General features: G+C 37.2%; 18 protein-coding genes. 12 read left to right on the top strand and 6 right to left on the bottom strand.

Annotated features, from left to right (window positions below; genetic code table 11):
* The first annotated feature begins 6 nt into the window (after positions 1-6).
* The 3 genes from bglX (at position 7) to ODR02_RS09940 (ending at position 4601) form a co-directional block, all read left to right on the top strand.
* Positions 7-2229, top strand: a complete 2223-nt coding sequence (bglX, locus tag ODR02_RS09950; protein ID WP_309512327.1) for a beta-glucosidase BglX — start codon at positions 7-9, stop codon at positions 2227-2229.
* Positions 2230-2311: 82 nt separating this feature from the next.
* A complete protein-coding gene (locus tag ODR02_RS09945; RefSeq protein ID WP_309512326.1) occupies positions 2312-3121 on the top strand; it encodes a glycoside hydrolase family 16 protein in 810 nt (269 codons plus the stop codon).
* Positions 3122-3161: 40 nt separating this feature from the next.
* The gene (locus ODR02_RS09940; RefSeq protein WP_309512325.1) at positions 3162-4601 is read left to right on the top strand and encodes a glycoside hydrolase family 30 protein; all 1440 of its coding nucleotides are present in this window, start codon (positions 3162-3164) and stop codon (positions 4599-4601) included.
* Between the two features lie 153 nt (positions 4602-4754).
* Here ODR02_RS09940 and ODR02_RS09935 read toward each other — a convergent pair whose 3' ends face one another.
* Together ODR02_RS09935 and ODR02_RS09930 are read right to left on the bottom strand one after the other, a co-directional pair.
* The gene (locus ODR02_RS09935; RefSeq protein WP_034697597.1) at positions 4755-5564 is read right to left on the bottom strand and encodes an enoyl-ACP reductase FabI; all 810 of its coding nucleotides are present in this window, start codon (positions 5562-5564) and stop codon (positions 4755-4757) included.
* A gap of 120 nt (positions 5565-5684) precedes the next feature.
* Entirely contained in the window at positions 5685-5984 is a 300-nt protein-coding gene (locus ODR02_RS09930) for a hypothetical protein (RefSeq protein WP_047384507.1), read from the bottom strand.
* Positions 5985-6123: 139 nt separating this feature from the next.
* Between ODR02_RS09930 and ODR02_RS09925 the strand changes: the two genes are divergently transcribed.
* The gene (locus tag ODR02_RS09925) at positions 6124-6684 is read left to right on the top strand and encodes a DNA-3-methyladenine glycosylase I (RefSeq protein ID WP_209784774.1); all 561 of its coding nucleotides are present in this window, start codon (positions 6124-6126) and stop codon (positions 6682-6684) included.
* 251 nt (positions 6685-6935) lie between these two features.
* A complete protein-coding gene (locus ODR02_RS09920) occupies positions 6936-8213 on the top strand; it encodes a hypothetical protein (RefSeq protein ID WP_209784773.1) in 1278 nt (425 codons plus the stop codon).
* A 77-nt stretch (positions 8214-8290) separates the two neighbouring features.
* Here ODR02_RS09920 and ODR02_RS09915 read toward each other — a convergent pair whose 3' ends face one another.
* A complete protein-coding gene (locus ODR02_RS09915; RefSeq protein WP_209784772.1) occupies positions 8291-8557 on the bottom strand; it encodes a hypothetical protein in 267 nt (88 codons plus the stop codon).
* 162 nt (positions 8558-8719) lie between these two features.
* Between ODR02_RS09915 and ODR02_RS09910 the strand changes: the two genes are divergently transcribed.
* Both ODR02_RS09910 and ODR02_RS09905 read left to right on the top strand, forming a co-directional pair.
* On the top strand, positions 8720-9148 hold the full coding sequence (locus ODR02_RS09910; RefSeq protein WP_209784771.1) for a MarR family winged helix-turn-helix transcriptional regulator: 429 nt from the start codon (positions 8720-8722) through the stop codon (positions 9146-9148).
* Positions 9145-9906 (top strand): NAD-binding protein, encoded by a 762-nt coding sequence (locus tag ODR02_RS09905; RefSeq protein WP_209784770.1) that lies wholly within the window; start codon positions 9145-9147, stop codon positions 9904-9906. The genes ODR02_RS09910 and ODR02_RS09905 overlap by 4 nt, the downstream gene beginning before the upstream one ends.
* A gap of 299 nt (positions 9907-10205) precedes the next feature.
* On the opposite strand, the gene ODR02_RS09900 is transcribed toward ODR02_RS09905, so the two are convergent.
* Complete coding sequence (locus ODR02_RS09900) at positions 10206-11060, bottom strand: nucleoside phosphorylase (RefSeq protein WP_209784769.1); 855 nt, start codon at positions 11058-11060, stop codon at positions 10206-10208.
* 27 nt (positions 11061-11087) lie between these two features.
* On the bottom strand, positions 11088-11573 hold the full coding sequence (locus ODR02_RS09895; protein ID WP_209784768.1) for a hypothetical protein: 486 nt from the start codon (positions 11571-11573) through the stop codon (positions 11088-11090).
* 229 nt (positions 11574-11802) lie between these two features.
* Here ODR02_RS09895 and ODR02_RS09890 point away from each other — a divergent pair, with 229 nt between their 5' ends.
* The 3 genes from ODR02_RS09890 (at position 11803) to ODR02_RS09880 (ending at position 17128) form a co-directional block, all read left to right on the top strand.
* Entirely contained in the window at positions 11803-13632 is a 1830-nt protein-coding gene (locus tag ODR02_RS09890; protein ID WP_209784767.1) for a cytochrome-c peroxidase, read from the top strand.
* 384 nt (positions 13633-14016) lie between these two features.
* Entirely contained in the window at positions 14017-16170 is a 2154-nt protein-coding gene (locus tag ODR02_RS09885) for an alkaline phosphatase PhoX (RefSeq protein WP_309512324.1), read from the top strand.
* Between the two features lie 58 nt (positions 16171-16228).
* Positions 16229-17128 carry a leucine-rich repeat domain-containing protein gene (locus ODR02_RS09880; protein WP_309512323.1) on the top strand — a complete coding sequence of 300 codons (900 nt, stop codon included), beginning with the start codon at positions 16229-16231 and terminating at the stop codon, positions 17126-17128.
* A 2-nt stretch (positions 17129-17130) separates the two neighbouring features.
* On the opposite strand, the gene ODR02_RS09875 is transcribed toward ODR02_RS09880, so the two are convergent.
* The gene (locus ODR02_RS09875; protein WP_309512322.1) at positions 17131-17454 is read right to left on the bottom strand and encodes a translation initiation factor; all 324 of its coding nucleotides are present in this window, start codon (positions 17452-17454) and stop codon (positions 17131-17133) included.
* 192 nt (positions 17455-17646) lie between these two features.
* Between ODR02_RS09875 and gpmI the strand changes: the two genes are divergently transcribed.
* Both gpmI and ODR02_RS09865 read left to right on the top strand, forming a co-directional pair.
* Positions 17647-19188 (top strand): 2,3-bisphosphoglycerate-independent phosphoglycerate mutase, encoded by a 1542-nt coding sequence (gpmI, locus tag ODR02_RS09870; RefSeq protein ID WP_309512321.1) that lies wholly within the window; start codon positions 17647-17649, stop codon positions 19186-19188.
* A 150-nt stretch (positions 19189-19338) separates the two neighbouring features.
* On the top strand, positions 19339-20316 hold the full coding sequence (locus ODR02_RS09865; protein ID WP_209784763.1) for an acyl-ACP desaturase: 978 nt from the start codon (positions 19339-19341) through the stop codon (positions 20314-20316).
* The last annotated feature ends 96 nt before the right edge of the window (positions 20317-20412 follow it).

Below are 20412 nucleotides of genomic sequence, written 5' to 3'. Positions count from 1 at the left end.
GATACTATGAAAAGAGTGTATTTCTTACTGGCATTTTCTGCTTTTGGACTGAATGCCTACGGACAAATGACAACTGATCAGAAAGTAGCAGAGCTGCTGTCTAAAATGACCCTGGAAGAAAAAGTAGGGCAAATGGTTCAGTACAGCGGGTTTGAATACGCTACAGGGCCTCAGCATTCCAATTCAGCTGCTGTTTTGGAAGAAATAAAAAGAGGAAAAGTAGGTTCAATGCTGAACGTTGCAGGATCAGAAGAAACCAGAGCATTTCAGAAACTGGCGATGCAGTCGAGACTGAAAATTCCTTTATTGTTCGGGCAGGATGTTATTCATGGTTATCGTACCACATTCCCTGTGAATCTGGGACAGGCAGCAAGCTGGGATCTTGGGATGATAGAAAAATCAGAAAGAATAGCCGCTACAGAAGCTGCCGCTTACGGTATTCACTGGACGTTTGCTCCAATGGTGGATATCGCCAGAGATCCGAGATGGGGAAGAGTAATGGAAGGTTCCGGAGAAGATACCTATCTGGGAACAAAAATCGGACTGGCAAGAATCAAAGGATTCCAGGGCAGAGGTTTGGGAAGTCTTGATGCTGTGATGGCCTGTGCAAAACACTTTGCAGCCTATGGAGCAGCTGTGGGCGGAAGAGATTATAATTCCGTAGATATGAGTCTCAGACAGCTGAATGAAACGTATCTTCCACCATTCAAAGCTGCGGCAGAAGCAGGTGTTGCTACTTTCATGAATTCCTTCAATGATATTAACGGAATTCCGGCTACTGCTAATAAATATATCCAGAGAAACCTTTTAAAAGGAAAATGGAATTATAAAGGTTTTGTGGTTTCAGACTGGGGAAGTATTGGGGAAATGGTTCCACACGGTTATGCCAAAGATGCCAGCGAAGCGGCAGAAAGAGCTATACAAGGCGGAAGTGATATGGATATGGAAAGCCGTGTTTATATGGCAGAGTTGCCAAAACTGGTGAAAGAAGGAAAAGTAGATCCCAAACTGGTAGATGACGCAACAGGACGAATTTTAACAAAGAAATTCGAAATGGGACTTTTCGATGATCCTTACAGATTCAGTAATGAGAAAAGACAAAAAGAACAGACCGATAATCAGGATAACAGAAAATTCGGAAGAGAATTCGGATCAAAAAGTATTGTTCTTCTTAAAAATCAGGGAAATATTCTTCCACTTTCCAAAACAGTAAAAACGGTGGCTCTGATTGGTCCTTTCGGTAAAGAGACTGTAGCGAACCACGGTTTCTGGTCTATTGCTTTCAAAGATGATAACCAAAGAATCGTTTCACAATTCGATGGAATTAAAAATCAACTGGATAAAAATGCCACTTTATTATATGCTAAAGGCTGTAATGTTGATGATCAGGACAAAAGTCAGTTTGCAGAAGCAATAGAAACGGCAAAAAAATCAGATGTTGTCATTATGACATTGGGAGAAGGCCACGCGATGAGTGGAGAGGCGAAAAGTAGAAGCAATATCGGATTTACAGGAGTTCAGGAAGATTTGCTGAAAGAAATTGCCAAAACAGGTAAGCCGATTATTCTGATGATTAATGCCGGAAGACCTTTGATTTTCAACTGGGCATCAGACAATATTCCTGCCATTATGTACACATGGTGGCTGGGAACAGAAGCTGGAAATTCTATTGCAGATGTTCTGTTTGGTACTGTAAATCCTGGTGGGAAACTCCCTATGAGTTTTCCGAGAACAGAAGGTCAGATTCCTGTGTACTACAATCATTACAATACGGGAAGACCTGCCAAAAATAATACGGACAGAAACTATGTTTCAGCCTATATAGACCTTGATAATGATCCGAAATATCCGTTTGGATATGGCCTAAGCTATACTGATTTTACCTATTCTGATATCGTTTTAAATTCTGCAGCCCTTACAGGAAATCAGACCCTGAACATCAGTGTTACTGTTTCCAATACGGGAAAATATGATGGGGAAGAAGTTGTACAGCTTTATATCAGAGATCTTTTTGGAAAAGTAGTGAGACCTGTAAAAGAGCTGAAAGGCTTCCAGAAAGTATTCATCAAAAAAGGAGAAAGCAAAAAAGTAGATTTTAAACTGACACCTGAAGATCTGAAATTCTTTGATGACGATTTGAATTTTGACTGGGAAGGTGGAGCGTTTGATATTATGGTGGGAACCAATTCTCAACATGTACAGGCCAAAAGAATTAACTGGACGAAATAAATGCAATTCAATAGGAGCGGGTTTTAACCCGCTCATTAAAACGTCAAAAATGGCTTTAACCAAAACTTAAAACCTGATATATATGAATCTCAAAGCTAAAAATCTTATCAGAATTTGTGCAGCTGGAGCTTTCTTCCTTTCTGTTCTCAACTGTGCCTCACACAAACCTGATTCCCGCAGGACATTGATTTGGAGTGATGAATTTAATGGCAAAGGGCTTCCGGATTCATTAAAATGGAATTATGATACCGGAGGAAGCGGTTTCGGAAATGAAGAAGCACAGTTTTATACCAAAAACAGGCTTGAGAATGCCAGAATGGAAAAAGGAAACCTCATCATTGAGGCTAAAAAAGAAAATTGGGGAAATAATAAATACACTTCTGCAAGGCTTTTAACCAAAGGGAAATTTGCTTTCCAATATGGATCAATTGAAGTCAGGGCGAAACTTCCTAAAGGTCGGGGAACCTGGCCGGCAATCTGGATGATGAGTGAGAACATGAAGAAATGGCCGGATGATGGTGAGCTGGATATCATGGAACATGTGGGGTATAACCAGGGCTATATCCATGCTTCTGTGCATACTAAAAAATATAATCATATCCAGGGAACACAAAAAACTGATACCCTGTTTGTAAAAGATGCCAGCGAAAAGTTTCATGTCTATAAAGCAGACTGGACACCGGAAAAGATAGAGGTTTATATCGATGACCATAAATTTTTCACCTATGAAAATAAAGAGAAAAATAATGAAGCATGGCCTTTTGACAGACCTTACTTTATCATTTTAAACCTTGCCGTAGGAGGATTCTGGGGTGGAAAAGAAGGTATTGATGATGCTGTCTTTCCACAGAAGTATTATATAGATTATGTAAGAGTCTATCAAAATAAATAATGAAAATGAGGATCAGATAGATCCGGAAACAGAAAAAATCATGAGAAAACTAATTGTAAGTTGTTTTGTAGTGGGCGTTGTTATCAATGTCAATGCTCAGAATTATTGGAATAAAAATGCAGGAAAAACAGCTAAAGTAATCCTTACCAACTCGAAAGCGAATGAGAAGATGGCGGATAAAGGACCCGTCAAATTTGAGCAGTTCGGGCAGCCTAAAGAAACGGATGCCTGTATTTTTGTGGCACCCAATTTTAAATATCAGAAACTGATAGGAATAGGAGGTGCTATTACAGATGCTTCAGCAGAAACTTTTTATAAGATGCCAAAGAATAAGCAAAAGGAAATTCTTGATGCCTATTTTGGAAAAAACGGATTGGGGTATACCGTTGTTCGTACCAATATGAATTCCTGTGACTTTTCCAGTGATTCATATACCTATGTAGAGGATAATGATACTTCTCTGAAGACTTTTAATATTGCTCACGATGAGAAATATAAAATTCCAATGATCAAAGAAGCTCAAAAGGCTATAGGAAATAATTTTACGTTTTATTTCTCCCCATGGAGCCCGCCAGCCTGGATGAAATCAAATAAAAGTTTGTATAAAGGGGGAAGATTGGAAAATCAGTACTATCAAACGTGGGCAGATTATTATATCAAATTCATTAAAGAATATGAAAAGAGAGGGATCAATATCTGGGGTTTAACCGTTCAGAACGAGCCTATGGCTACCCAAAGCTGGGAATCTTGCATCTATACCGCTGAAGAAGAAGGAGAATTTCTGAAAAACAATCTCGGACCAACCCTTTGGAAAAACGGATATAAAGATAAAAAAGTAATGATCTGGGATCATAACAGAGATCTTATCTACCAAAGAGCAACCACCACATTAAGCGATCCTGAAACATCAAAATATGCACATGGTATCGGTTATCACTGGTATGAAACATGGAACAATAAAACCCAGCTTTTTGACAATTTAGCGGAAACCCACAGAGCCTTCCCGGATAAATTCCTTGCCTTTACTGAAGGATGCAAAGAACAATTCAATATGGATAAAATCTACGATGTAAGCCTGGGAGAACTCTACAGCAAAAATATGCTGAATGATTTCAACAAAGGAAATGCATTATGGACCGACTGGAATATTCTGTTGGATGAAACCGGCGGACCTAATCACAAAGGAAATTTCTGCTTTGCCCCGATTATTGCAGGCACCAAAACCGGTGAAGTTTTCTATACCTATGAGTACTATTATATAGGACACGTCTCAAAATATATCAAACCGAATGCCCAGAGAATCGGAAGTTCTTCCAACAGAGCAGCCCTGACCTCTTCTGCATTTATGAACGAAAACGGACAGCTGGTAACCGTTATTATGAACGACTCAGACAATGATATCGAAACCAATCTATGGATAGAAGGAAAAGCAGCAAAATTGAATGCACCTGCGCATTCTATTCAGACTGTTATTTTATAATTTCATATTAATATTATTTTTGACGAATCCGGCGGCCTCTTCGAGGCCGCCGGATTTATTTGTGAACGATGATAAAAACAGAAAACCCATGAAATCTTTTCATGGGTTTTATTTATTGTAAACGAAACTGTAGCTCGTTATTTTTTAGATGAATTATTCAGCATCATACTTGCTGATTACTTTCTGAGTAACCCCTGAACTGCTGAAACCACCATCATGGAAAAGATTCTGCATCGTTACTTTCTTCGTAAGATCAGAGAATAATGTTACACAATAGTCTGCACATTCAAGAGCCGTAGCATTTCCTAGTGGAGACATATCTTCTGCATATCCAAGGAATCCTCCGAAACCTTTCACTCCGCTACCGGCAGTTGTCATGGTAGGAGACTGAGAAACTGTATTAACACGTACTTTTCTTTCACCCCAATAGTTTCCGAAAGTTCTTGCAATACTTTCCAGATAAGCTTTATTATCAGACATATCATTATAGTCCGGGAATGTTCTTTGAGCAGCAATATAAGTAAGTGCCAAAATACTTCCCCATTCATTCATACAGTCTTTTTCCCAAGCCACACGCATTACTTTATGGAAAGAAACAGCGGAAATATCCCAGCCTTTTTCCAACCAGTCGTAGTTCATTTCTGTATAATGTTTTCCTTTTCTTACGTTGATAGACATTCCGATAGAATGAAGGATAAAGTCGATTTTTCCAAATTTTGCAACAGCGGCATCAAAAAGTTTTTCAAGATCTTCTATAGAAGTTGCATCAGCACCTATTACTTCAGAACCTGTTTTTTCTGCTAAACCATTAAGTTCCCCCATTCTCAAAGCAATAGGAGCATTGGATAAGATAAATTCAGCACCTTCTTCATGACATCTTTCAGCAACTTTCCATGCGATAGATTGTTCATTAAGGGCTCCAAAAATAATTCCCTTTTTGCCTTTAAGTAAACCGTATGACATAATTTTTTAATGTTTATTATAATACAAATGTAACAATAATTGTGCTTATGGCATAATAAAAAATGGAGCCTTATCAATTTAAGACTCCATTTTATTGAAAATATTTATATGACTGAAATACTAATTGGTTTTCTTATTCCATTCTGCCTTTACATCCTCTGCCGCATCTTTGGTTTTTTCCCATGCTTCATCTGCTTTATCTTTGATATCCTCCCAAGCATCGGATACATTAGCTTTTACCCTATCTAGCCAGTCTTCCTGGCTGGCTTCCTGATCATTATCCCTTTTCTCATTAATATAATCTTTAGCCTTGTCTGCCAATTCATTGATTTTCCATTTGGCTTTGTCCGTTGCATTTTGTAAAGAATTTTCTACATTGTTTACTGCATTTTCCGCTTTGTTGTACTCTGAATTGTTCATAATAGTATAAATTTTAGTTTGGTATCAGTAATTAAACAATAACCATTCCTAAAACTAAACCTCTCTGTTAAACTTTTCATAATCTTTTGTTGTCTTTTTCAAAATCAGTAGTAACTTTAACTAGCAAAAATTGATAGCTATGGAAAAAATACGTTGTGGCTGGTGTGAAAAAGATGATCTCTACCGAAAGTATCATGATGAAGAGTGGGGAAGACCTGTTTACGATGATGAGACTATATTTGAGTTTCTGATTCTGGAGAGTTTTCAGGCCGGGCTGAGCTGGTATACTATTTTATCTAAAAGAGAAAACTTCAGAAAAGCTTTTGATCATTTTGATTATAGAAAAGTAGCAGCGTATTCGGACGAAAAGATTGAAGAATTGATGAATAATTCCGGAATTATCAGAAACAGGCTTAAAATTCTTTCAGCTGTCACCAATGCTCAGAAATTTATAGAAGTTCAGAAGGAATTTGGAAGTTTCTCCAAATATATCTGGGGCTTTATAGATGGAAAACCCATTGACAACAGTCCCGAAACATTATCTGTTGTTCCTGCCACTACAGAAATTTCGGATCTTATATCCAAAGAACTTAAAAAGAGAGGTTTTAAATTCGTAGGTTCTACAGTAATTTATGCCCATATGCAGGCTACCGGAATGATCAATGATCACTTAAAAAACTGCTTTACCAGAAAAATTTAGTTAGCTTTTATTCAAAATTTAGTGAAGTTTATTGTCAATTATACAATGTAAAGAATTAAACACAAAATGGGAGATATCTGCAAAGTCTAATGGATGTTACTTTTGGTAAATGATTGATATTAAACATTTTTCATTGTTTCGTGAGTAAGTTTTGTATTATTCACTTTGTTGTGTTTTTAATTATGATATTTTCAGTATAATTGTTATTTTGTTGAAAATTTGTATATTTGCAACTGCAAAAAATGCAAGTAATGCAAAAAGACTATAAACATCAATATACACTTCTCTTATTCTTTATAAGTATTTTCACATTTGCTCAGGTTGGGATTGGTTTACCGAATCCGGACCCTTCTGCGATGCTTCATATTAACGCCAATAATAAAGGGGTACTCCTTCCAAGTATTGCGCTTACCACTACAACAGATAATATTACAGTACCTTCTCCGGCAGACGGACTTATTGTTTGGAACAATGGAAACTCTACTCTGAAAGAAATTGGTTTCTATTACTGGTTCGAATCAAAATGGAATAAAATTTTAGCAAACGGCGGGAATACCACTAAAACAGAGGATGGAACCAACTGGAACCTTACAGGTACGAATGTAGGAAATTATGGAGGAGCAAATACAACCCTGGCTTTAGGAACAAAAACATATGATGACCTGATTTTTAAAGTAAATGCCTTAACAACCGGAAAACTGGGAGTTGATAATTCTGTAAGCTTTGGAATAGGATCAAATGCCGGACAGAATGGGATTGCTATAGGAAGCGCGAGCTCTGCATTTATGGGAATAGCTATTGGAAGCGCAACAGTTGTTTCCGGAAATGAAGCTTTAGCGGTAGGAAATAAAACTACAGCAGCAGGATTCAGATCTACAGCCATAGGATTTCATGCCCAGACCAGCAGTAATGAATCTGTAGCTATAGGAAATAGCTCCTCAGCGGATGGATTTCAGTCCATAGCATTAGGATACAATGCGAAAACAAATACAAATAGCGAAACGGCTTTAGGATATAATGCGGTAACAAATAGCCAAAACTCAACGGCTCTAGGCTCAGAAGCCAATGCGTTGGGACAATATTCCACAGCAGTAGGATATGGAGCGGTTACTTCACAGGCCAATGCTGTTATTCTTGGAAATAATAATGCAAATGTAGGTATTGGTACTGGTACTCCGAATGTCTCCGCAAAACTTGATGTAAACGGCCAGTTTAAATTGGGCGAGAAGGGCAGTGTGCAGAAAAATCAGATCAGTTTTGAAGTATGGCCGGGAATATCCATCAATAATTTGCCTCCGGGAAAATCGACAACAATTGATATTCCTGTTCCGGCAGGATATCAGCCCGGTTCTACAAGAGCTGTGGTGGTAGTTTCTCCGGCAGGAGACTTTCCGGGAAATTCCTCATTTTCCATCTCGAATCCAAGAATGGCTTCTGCTTCCAGTATTACAATTAATCTCACTAATATTTCGGGAAGTGCCAACAGCCTGTACTCCGGACATTTTTATGTGATGATCAATGAATTTTAAATAATAGGTTTTTTATTATAGTTGATATGGTGTAAAGGACTTCCGGATTGGAAGTCCTTTTTTATAGATTATCCATTTTAACTAGACTTACGGGACTGAAGTTCCTTACGTGCATTTTGCCAGCTTTTCCTGATAATAAGATAGAGTGGAAAAAAAGCCAGTGGAAGCGGCGTTATACCATTGAAACCTTTCTTAATTGTCATATAGATGCAGGCTACTACCAACATTCCCATAATAATACAAAAGGAAATATGAGCAGCGGAACGTTTTTTTTCTTCTTTTGTAAGTTCTTCAATAGAGAGTTCCGAAAGCTTATTGTCTTCAGGTTGATTATCGTTTTTCATGTTCACGGTTAGTTTATTGTTTTTAGTTGGGCTAAAATAATAAAATAACCACAACCTGAATCTGACAGGTATTTCATTTTTACCAATTCATTAAAAAATAAATATTTTAAACAAAAATATTGTGCACAAAATAAATAGACTATATTTGTTCCTAAAAAAACGATGATCCCTTTATCAGAACATTTATGCTTTAAAACGTATGCTGTTTCCAGATATATTACAGGTTTATATAAGCCTTATCTGGATGAAATTTCATTAACGTATCCTCAGTATCTTGTGATGACAGTTTTATGGGAGCATGGCGGAATGAATATCGGAAAGATCGGTGAACATCTTCATCTGGATAACGGAACATTAACGCCGTTATTGAAACGTATGGAAAAAAACGGATTGATCATCCGAACCCGCAGTGCAGAAGATGAAAGAGTTGTATTGATTAATCTTACCGAAAATGGAACAAACCTTAAAGAAAAAGCGAAACATATTCCCAAAGCTGTTCAGCAGTGTATGAATCTGAGTGAGGATGTAAAGACTCAACTAATGGCTTCTTTAGATAATATATTAACAATACAATCTGTTTCTGGCATATGAAGAAAATAGGAATTATAGGCTGTGGCTGGTTGGGAGAAAGAATAGCCTCTTCCTTATCCGGAAAATACGATATAGCAGCAACCACTACAACAGAAAATAAAGTAAAGGATCTCAACAGTAAAGGAATTCATGCTGTACTTGCTTCTTTCCCGGACTATCAGCTGGCAGAACCGTATAATGAATGGTCCGAGATTAAAAATGCTGATGTTTTAATTATTACCATTCCTGTCAATGAAAAAAGCTGTTGTGTAAGTTCTCTATATAACAGGATTCAGAATTTGTCATCGTTTATCGGAGATTTTAAAGGACAGATGTTCCTGATGAGTTCCACAGGGGTTTATCCCGATCTTCCCAAAGAATTTACAGAAAAAGATATTCCTTTGGAGAAAGTATCAGGGGAAAGAATGCTGAGAAATAGATATCCGCAGCTTAATATTCTGAGGCTTGGAGGCCTGATGGGAGACAACAGACTTTTAAAAAACTATAATGTAGGGAATCTTGATCATGCAGTGAATCATATTCATTATGCTGATATCAGTGGGATTATTTCGGAAATGATTGAAAAGAAAGCTGAAGCTAAACTTTATAATGTTACTGCCCCGATTCATCCTGCAAAAAGCCACGTGATTAATGCACAGAAAAATATACCTGATGAAGAAGTTTTCGAAGTAAAAGGTAAGAAGGTCTTATCTTCAAAACTGGTTTCAGAGCTGGATTATGTATTTCAGTATCCGGATCCGAGAACGTTTCATTTGTAATTATTGACCACCGGTTTTTAACCCATTTTTGTTTACGAAATTTCTTTTAACACCTTTGTCATTCCGCAGGAATCTCTACGTTATTTTTAAAGTTTTGTATTTAAATTCCTACGGAATGACAAGGTGAGTGATGAGCTACATTCATGGTGAAAGGAACAAAATTCAATAGTATAAATTCAATAGGAACGGGTTTTATCCTGTTTTCAGAATAAATCAAATTCCATAGGCTTTAGCCAAAACCTATAAAAAACCTCCGGAAAAGCTTCCGGAGGTTTTTATTTTATCGTAAACAGAATTGATTACTTAATAATTCTTTCCAATACCCATTCAATAAGGTTTTTTTCAGAAGCATGGTGGTCTGCAGAGAATTCTCCACGTCTTCTGTTGGCAATAACGTTATTTACGGTAATGGCTTTATGTCCTAATAATTTTGAAAGGGCATAGATTGCTGATGTTTCCATCTCAAAATTGGTGATTCCAAGATCATTTAACGTTTCCAGGAATTGATCATCCACTGCTTTTAAACGAAGCTGTCTTCCCTGTGGTGCATAGAATCCCGGGAAAGTTGCGGTATTTCCATGGTATTTGGCATCTTTGTAATAGTCACCCATTTCTGCTTCCCAGTCTGAGAAATAAAGCATAGGCTTGATTTTTTCGTAAGGGAATTTTTCTAAAAAGCTTTTAGAAAACTCATTTTCGAAGTTGTAGTCCTGATAGAAATGCATCAGACCGTCTAAACCTACTACATTCTGGGTTACCAGCATATTGTCAACCTGTACATCAGGGTTTACACTTCCACAAGTTCCCATACGGAAAAGCTCAAGAGCTTTATGCTCAGTTTTAAATTCTTTATTTTTAAGATCGATGTTCACCAGGGCATCCAGTTCGTTCATTACGATATCGATGTTTTCTGTTCCGATACCGGTAGACATTACTGTGATTCTTTCCCCGCGAAGCGTTCCTGTATGTGTATAGAATTCTCTTTTATTTTTTTTGATCTCTACGGTATCAAAGTATTTTGAAACTTTTGCCACTCTGTCAGGATCTCCTACAAGGATGATTTTGTCAGCAATGTCTTCGGGTAAAAGATTCAGGTGATATACACTTCCGTCTTCATTCAGAACAAGTTCTGAGGCTGCAAGTTTGTTTAGCATAATAGGTATATATTTTTTTTAAGTTTTTTAATTAATCATAATCGCTTCTTTATAAGGAGAAGCCATAACCTCGTAGATGTCATTGTATTCTTCTACAATCCTTTTCTGGCCGTTCATTACCTCGTATACGGTAACAACAGTTTTTTCAATGTTTTTAGGATCTTTCCTCTGGGAAGTGATTTCGTAGAAGTGATCATCTTTTTTAAGAATAGAAATCAGTTCTTCCTTCGTTGAATTGTTGGAAGTCATCATTCCCGGGAATTCCATCACAATATCCTTCAGATCAGTATAATCTTTATAGCGCTTGGTAACTCCGTTGGAATACAGATAAACATTAGGTATATTTTTATCCTTTTCCAGGCGGATTAAATAATAATCAGAACCTCTTTTCTCTGCATATACAGCCATTTCCTGCTGCTTTCCGGATTGTTTTTCCGGTTGCTTTTTTTTCTGTGAAAATGCGGTAAGCGAAAGGAAACTTGCCATAACAGCAAACCATAGTTTTGTTTTCATACTCCTATTTAGTTTTTTTGATGTGTTGAATTTAGTTTAAAAAATCCTCTCCCAATAATCTTCCGCCATTATTTTTACCGGTATTTCGAAGAACCGTTTCTTTAGAATAATGAATTTGATTTCGGGGTTTAAAATTAGTGAAAAATATAATAGCAGAAATATAAACATTATTTAATCTGCTATTAAAACTGAGATAACATCAGATTAATAGTTTTGCCGCTAAAAATTCATGAGATCTTATCCACTGCTTGTAATCGTCCTTCTGATAGGATTTGCAGTAATGTCTTTTAATCCTGTTTATAAAGGAAAAGAAAGCGAAAATACATTTGTCAATAAAGGATTGTCCAACTTTAAAACCAAACTTGAGCAGCTGAAATCAGACGCCGATAAGTTCTCCGAAGACCGTATTTCCCTGGCCGAATTACAGAAATCACTAAGCAGTACAAGAAACTCATTCAAGGAAATAGAATTCTATGTTGCCTACCATTATCCTGAATTTACGAAAACCCATCTGAATGCAGCCCCTTTATTTCATATTGAAGCTGCAGGGACATCATCATACACCCTTCCACCTGAAGGATTGCAGGTATTGGATGAACTTATATTTTCTGACGAAGCAGGAAATGAAAAGGAAAAGATTAAAACCATTACTACTTTTTTGTATAACAGCTATTCAGGGTTCTATTTAAGTGCATTAAAAAATGGACTGAGTAAAGGGAATAATAAGACATTACCGTTACGTATAGAACTGATAAGGATCTATTCACTTGGCGTATCAGGTTTTGATACACCGGGTTCACTGAATATTTCCGAAGAAACAAGCCATGCTCTTTCCGGAATGCAGAAATACATTAGTGATGATCTTTATTTTAAAAATTATAATACGCAGAAGGCTGATCAGATTTTAACAGAAGCAATTCATTACCTTTCAAAAAATACAGATTTTGAAACTTTCGACAGGATCGAGTTTTATAAAAAATATGTACAGCCTTTATATGAAGAGCTGGGAAAATGGGATGGAAGGCCTGATGATCTTAAAGAATTCTCAGGATGGAATGTGGGAAACAAGAACTTTTTCAGCAGTGATTTTTTAGATCCGTATTTTTATACTTTATTGAAATCTTCAGAAGATAATCCTGAACTCCATAATCTTGGAAAATCTATTTTCTATGATCAGAACTTAAGTGGAAACGGGAAGATGAGTTGTGCTACCTGCCATCTTCAGGAAAATGCTTTTACAGACCTTACCACCAAATCACAAAGCAATGTGGAAGGGAAAACGGTTCTGAGAAACTCTCCGTCTTTATATAATGCTGTTTTTGCCAAGAGGTTTTTCTATGATCTTCGTGCTTTTTACCTTGAACAGCAGGCAGAACACGTTATTTATAATGAACAGGAATTCAATACGAGCTATGAAAATATTATTCAGAAACTAAAAACAAAACCTGAATATAAAAAGGCTTTCCGTGCAGCTTTCAAAGATGGAAAGATTAGTAAAGAGAATTTTTCAAAAGCATTAAGTTCTTATGTAGCTTCATTATATTCATTTGACAGTGATTTTGACCGTTTCATGAGGAATGAAAAGGATGTTTCTGATGATGTGAAAAAAGGTTTCAATCTGTTTATGGGAAAAGCCAACTGTGCAACCTGTCACTTTGCGCCCCATTTTTCAGGATTGGTACCTCCGTTTTTTAATGAAAATGAATCTGAAGTACTGGGAATACCCACAAGGCCCATCAACCAGCTTCCTGTGGAGCTTGATCAGGATCTTGGAAGAGGAAACAGCCCGGTAAAAAAAGAAAAATCATGGATTTATGATTACTCTTTCAAAACAGTAACCGTGAGAAATATTGCTCTTACTAAACCTTATTTTCACAATGGTGCTTTCAACACATTAGAAGAAGTCCTTGATTTTTATAACGAAGGAGGCGGAGAAGGATTAGGATTAAAAATGAAAAACCAAACCCTTGCCCCGGATAAATTAAACCTTACCGAAACAGAAAAAAAACAGATCATAGCCTTCCTGAATGCACTTACAGATGTGAGTAAAGCGAAGTAAGTGGAGTTGGAGAGTTTTAGTGTGGGAGGGTTTTAGAGTGAGAGGGTAGAGATTTGGGATTCGGGTTTCGAGTTAGGGGCAAATGTGATTCGAGCTTTATGATGGATAGTTGGAGATGGATTACTTTTATTCATCAATATGATTTTAAACTATTTTTATCCTATACTTTCGGTGCGTATCCCGAATCTCGCAACTTCAACACTCCAACACTAAAATACTCCCACCCTCAAACCCTAGAATTTCCGCCTTATTTAACAAAAAATTAATCCCCTTAACATTAGGTTTTTGATAAGTTAATATTTAGCGATTTAGATTTAAAATCCTATTAACAGAGGAGAAGTTCTAAAAAAATAGTTTTGCAAGGTCTAATAAATCAAATAAAAAATGAAGAAAAAACTACTAACAGTGGGAGCTTTGGCTATACTGGCCAGTTCTGGTATTCAGGCACAGACTCTTGTATTCAACAAGAATGCGTCATGGAGCTATAAAGATAACAATCAGGCGCAGCCAGCCGGTTGGAATGCACAGACCTATGATATTTCAACATGGGCAGTAGGAAACGGTCCGCTAGGATACGGAGATCCTGTAACAACGACAATCAATTCAGGGCTTACTACCGCTTATTTTGCTAAGGATTTTACGGTAGATCTTTCAACGCTTTCCGATACTATGGAACTTGGAGTAATGAGGGATGACGGTATCATTGTATACCTTAACGGAGAAGAAGTGGTAAGAGATAATATGCCTGCGGGTGCTGTAACATTCAATACTTTCTCCAGTACTACTATTGATGGGGCAGCAGAGAGCGTTTATAATATTTTCTCTATTCCAAAGTCAAAATTTGTGAACGGGGTCAACAGATTTTCTATTGAGCTGCATAACAGAAGTACAACCAGTTCAGATTTAAGAATTGATGCTTACCTGAAAACAACAACCAATACAACAACTCCTGTAACTTGTAACGGAACACATATCAGCTGTTTTACTTCCATTGTTCCTACAGCACAGACCAATAAACTGATCATTCCTGCTGAACACAAATATCAGCTTATTCTAAAAGAAGGAGACAGCTATACCGAAGGAGGCGGACTGGTAGGTGGTCAGAACGACTTTACCGCTTATGTTCCCAAAACAGGAAGCAGTACCAACGGATATCTTTCTGTAAACCATGAAACTAATCCTGGAGGAGTTACTATGGCTGAAATTAACTATAACGCGACTTCAAAACTTTGGCAGTTGACAAAATCAAGAGCGGTAAGTTTCTCAGATCCGAGTTTAGTACAAACCATCAGAAACTGTTCAGGAGGAATTACGCCTTGGGGAACTGTGGTGACGGCTGAAGAATCTGTTACTTCCAATGATGTGAATAATGATGGATACAAAGATTATGGTTGGTTAGTAGAAATTGATCCTGCAACAGCACAGGTTATTTCTAAAAATGCTGACGGTACCAAAGGGAAACTGTGGCAGATGGGAATCATGAACCACGAAAACGTAGTAATCAATAATGCAGGAACTGTAGCGTATTATGGAGAAGACGGTGGAACTCACATGGTATACAAATATGTAATGGATACTCCAAATGATCTTTCCTCAGGAAACCTTTATGTGTTGAAACTGGATCAGGGATTAACAACTGCAGGAGATCCGGTAGGAACTACAGCGACATGGATTCAGGTTCCGAACAAAACAAAAGCAGATCAGAATAATACCAATAATAATGCTCTGACTGTGGGAGGTACAAAATTCAATGGAGTGGAAGATGTTGATATCAGCCCTTTGGATGGAAGAATCTATTTTACTGCAAAAGGATTAGACAGAGTATACCGTTTACAGGATAACGGAACTACCGCTTCTCAGGTGGAAACATTTGTAGGAGGAGGTTCTTCTGTATATTCTTTCAATACTGCTCAGGGAATGAAATCTGAAGCTTGGGGAGACGGAAATGACAACCTTACTTTTGATGAACTTGGAAACCTTTGGGTACTTCAGGATGGTGGTAAAAACTATATCTGGGTAATTGCTCCGGATCATACACAGGCAAACCCTAAAGTAAGACTGTTTGCTTCCATGCCGGCAGGTTCAGAGCCTACAGGACTTACATTTACCCCTGATCACAAATTCGGTTTCTTCTCTATTCAGCATCCGGATTCAACCATTTCTACAGATGTGGATGCAACAGGGAATACAATTGATTATAAAGGAAAATCAGCAACAATTGTTATTGCCCTTAAAAGCAACCTGGGAATTGAAGGAACTTTAGGAACTATTGATAGTAAAATTGAAGAAAATACAGTAACAGTAGCTCCAAATCCAACTTCAGGAATCGTAAAAATCAATTCTGCAAAAGGATTGAAAGATATTTCTGTAACAGCTTATAGCATGGACGGAAAAATCGTTTATACAAAGAAGTTCAACGGTACAAACAAAGTATTGGACCTTGACTTCACACAACAGTTGGAAGGATCTCGTGTTTTAGTTTTAAATATTGAAGCTGAAGGAGGTTTCCAGAAAACAGTTAAACTTTTAAAGAAATAAATTATTTATAATTCTTGTCTGTCAGTGACTTCTGTTGCTGGCAGGCTCTTTTATGTTTATGAAAAAGCTTTTCTTACTTATTTCCATATTATCACTTTCTCAGATCAAAGCACAGATTGATCCGGTGAAATATCCTACTTTTACCAATATTGAAGATGCTTTAAGCAGTAAAAAAGCCGTGTACAGTATGAGTTTCAGAGAAAAGGGATTGTTCAACCTTCCCCCTCAGATCGTGAAACTGGATTCATTATTCTTTCTGAATATCATGGCCAATAAGCTTGAGAAAATGGATCAGGAACTCTTTGAATTAAAAGGACTGGAAATTTTAAATGTGAATGAAAACAGCATTAAATATATTCCCGATGAGGTAAGCAATCTTAAGAAACTAACCACTTTTTCAATGAATCTGAATAGTCTGACAAGCATTAATCCTAATCTTGCACAACTTCAGAACCTAAAAGTAGTACATTTTGATGCCAACAATCTGAATACCTTTCCGGAAGCCTTAATGGAAATTCCGACCCTGGAAGAAATTAATCTGCAGGGGAATCAGATCAGCTTCATTGCAGACAGACTTAAGCAGATCAAAAACCTGAAATTCCTGAACCTTTCAGATAATCAGATCAATGACCTTGGAAATTTGTCTTTTCCTGAAGATTTAAAATATCTTGAACTGCAGCAGAATGCTATTATCAGGCTTCCTGAGAACCTTTTCAAAGCCAAACATCTTGAATTCTTAAATGTCAGTGGAAATAATATCACAGAAATTTCACCCAAAGTAAAAGGGTTGAAAGATATCGTCAGTATGAATCTGGCCAACAACAATCTGAAAGATATTCCTGAAGAAATCAAACAGCTTAAAAACCTGAAAACGTTGATTCTTACAGGAAATCCTATAGAAAAATCTAAAATTGAAAACTTAAAAACCTTACTGCCGGAAACCCAGATCTATTTCTAAATCTATCCGCCAACACGTTTGGTTTTATATCCCATTTCTTTAAGGATATTCATTATTTTATCACGGTTATCCCCTTGAATGATAATCGTTCCATCCTTTTCAGAGCCGCCTATACCCAGGGTGGTTTTTATTTTCTTTGAGATTTTTTTGAGGTCTTCCTCATTGCCTTCCCAACCTTCAACAATTGTTACAGGCTTACCATTTCTTCCTTTTTTCTCAAATTTGCATACCAAAGGCTCTTTCTGCTTGAATTGCTCTTCAGGCATCTCAAAATCCTGCTCTTCATGCTCAGGAAAAAGATTCTTCAATTGATCTCGTAAATCCATACTGCAAAATTAAAAAGATTTACCGATTAATGAAGGGAAATAATCAACGAAATTTCAATTTTTAAACCGTGTCAAGGTTCAAAACCATGACACGGTTGGATGACTTATCATCATCAGTCCATAAAATTCAAGTCTTCAAATTCTTCTATTCATAGGAAATTAGGTAAATTTGTCTTACAAAAGTTTTACAAAATGTCAAAAAAAGCAATACTGGCCATTCTTGACGGATGGGGATTGGGAACAAACCCTGACGTTTCTGCAATAGATAAAGCAAATACTCCATTCATAGACAGCTGTTACCAAAAATTTCCACATACTACGCTTGAAGCAAGTGGGTTGGCTGTTGGTCTGCCTGCCGGACAGATGGGGAATTCTGAAGTAGGACACATGAACCTGGGAGCCGGAAGAGTAGTATACCAAAATCTGGTGAAACTGAATATGGCAGTGGAAAACGGAACACTGGGTCAGGAAAAAGTGATTCAGGATGCTTTTGAATATGCCAAAAGAGAAAATAAAAAAATACACTTTATCGGATTGGTTTCCAATGGAGGAGTACACTCACATATCAATCACTTAAAAGGATTACTGACTGCTGCAAAAGAATTTGGATTGAATGAGAACGTTTTTGTTCATGCATTTACCGATGGTAGAGACTGTGATCCACACTCTGGATTTGGATTTATCGATGAGCTTCAAAAACATATGGAAGCAACTACAGGAAAGCTGGCAACAGTGGTAGGAAGATATTATGCCATGGACAGAGATAAAAGATGGGAGCGTGTAAAACTGGCTTATGATGCCCTTGTAGAAGGAGTAGGAGAGCCTGCAACAGATGCATTGGCAGCTATTAAAGCTTCTTATGATAATAATATTACCGATGAATTCCTGAAACCAATCATTCTAATGAACACTACTGCTACAGGAAATGTAGTACCGGTGGCAAAAATCATTGATAATGATGTGGTGATCTGTTTCAACTTCCGTACAGACAGAGGGAGAGAAATTACAGAAGTACTTTCTCAGAAAGATTTCCCGGAATATGATATGAAAAAGCTAAATCTTTATTATATCACATTAACGAATTATGATAAAACATTCCAGAATGTACAGGTTGTTTTTGATGAAAACGTATTAACGGAAACCATGGGTGAAATTCTTGAGAAAAATGGAAGAACCCAGATCAGAATCGCAGAAACTGAGAAATATCCGCACGTTACTTTCTTCTTTTCAGGAGGAAGAGAGGAAGAGTTTAAAGGCGAAAGAAGATTATTGTGCCCAAGCCCGAAAGATGTTCCTACTTACGATCTGAAGCCGGAAATGTCAGCATATGATATTACCAATGCTATTGTGCCGGAACTGGAACAGGGAACAGCTGATTTTGTTTGTTTAAATTTTGCCAATACAGACATGGTAGGGCATACAGGTGTTTTTGAAGCAGCTGTAAAAGCCGCTGAGGTGGTAGATCTGTGTATCGAAAAAGTAGCTACCGCTGCTTATGAAAACGGATATGCTGTTTTTATTCTTGCCGACCATGGAAACTCTGATGTCATGATGAATCCGGACGGAACTCCTAATACCCAGCATTCTACAAATCTGGTTCCTTTTATCGTTATGGATAAAGACCAAACCTGGAACTTAAAACCCGGAAAACTGGGAGATGTGGCACCTACCATTCTTAAAGTAATGGGAGTGGAAATACCAGATGCAATGACAGGAGATGTTTTGGTTAATTAATATGCAATAATATTGTTAAAAGAATGCCGTTATATCTCTATAGCGGCATTCTTTTTATGATTTATGTCAGATAAGGTATGACTTGCATACTTTATTATGCGCTAAATAATAAATAAATCATATCTTTGTAAATTAAAACTGAATAGTAAAATGTATCAAAAGCTTGTTAGGAAAGAAGTAATGGGATTATTGGAAAAGGAAGTAGGTTCTTTTCTTGATAAATTTTTAACGCCAATTGAAAAAATCTGGCAGCCTTCCGATTATTTACCAGATCCTTCAAGCGATGAATTTAAACACGACTTAGAAGAAATTCAGACTTTTGCCCGTGAAATGCCTTATGACCTTTTTGTAACACTAATCGGAGACTGTATCACAGAGGAAGCTCTTCCTTCGTATGAGTCTTGGTTGATGGGAGTTGACGGAATTAATCAGGAAGAAAGATTAGGCTGGTCCAATTGGGTAAGAGCATGGACTGCTGAGGAAAACAGACACGGAGATTTATTAAACAAATATCTTTATCTGTGCGGAAGAGTAAACATGAGAGAAGTTGAGATCACTACTCAATATCTTATCAATGACGGATTCGATTTGGGAACAAGTATGGACCCGTACAGAAACTTCATTTATACAAGCTTCCAGGAAACAGCTACCAATATTTCTCACAGAAGAGTAGGTACATTGGCTAAACAATCCGGAAACGGAAAATTAGCAAAAATGTGTGGAGTAATTGCTGCAGATGAAGCAAGACATGCTAAAGCATACAAACATTTCGTAGCAAAAATTCTTGAAGTAGACCCTTCAGAAATGATCCTTGCATTCGAAGATATGATGCGTAAGAAAATTGTAATGCCTGCTCACTTAATGAGACAGTCCGGACAAAAAGCTGGTGAACTTTGGGGACATTTCTCAGATGCAGCACAAAGATGTATGGTGTACACAGGTCAGGATTATATCAATATTATGAAGGACCTTTTAGATGAATGGAAAATTGAGCATGTAAAAGGACTTACAGAAAAAGCGGAAAAAGCTCAGGAATATCTGATGAAGCTTCCTGCAAGACTTCAGAAGATCACAGACCGGGTTTCTACTCCGGATCTTCAGTTCCAGTTTAGCTGGGTGAAAAGCTAATAAGATCTATATTATTATTTAAAATATAAAAGTAATTGAGTGCCTTTCTTTTGGGCACTCTTTTTATTTCTTATCTTTGCAAAGCTAAAAAAAGAC

The sequence above is a fragment of the Chryseobacterium sp. CFS2 genome, assembly GCF_036543225.1.
Lineage (GTDB): Bacteria > Bacteroidota > Bacteroidia > Flavobacteriales > Weeksellaceae > Chryseobacterium > Chryseobacterium culicis_A.
This window is presented reverse-complemented; position numbering and strand designations above follow the sequence as displayed.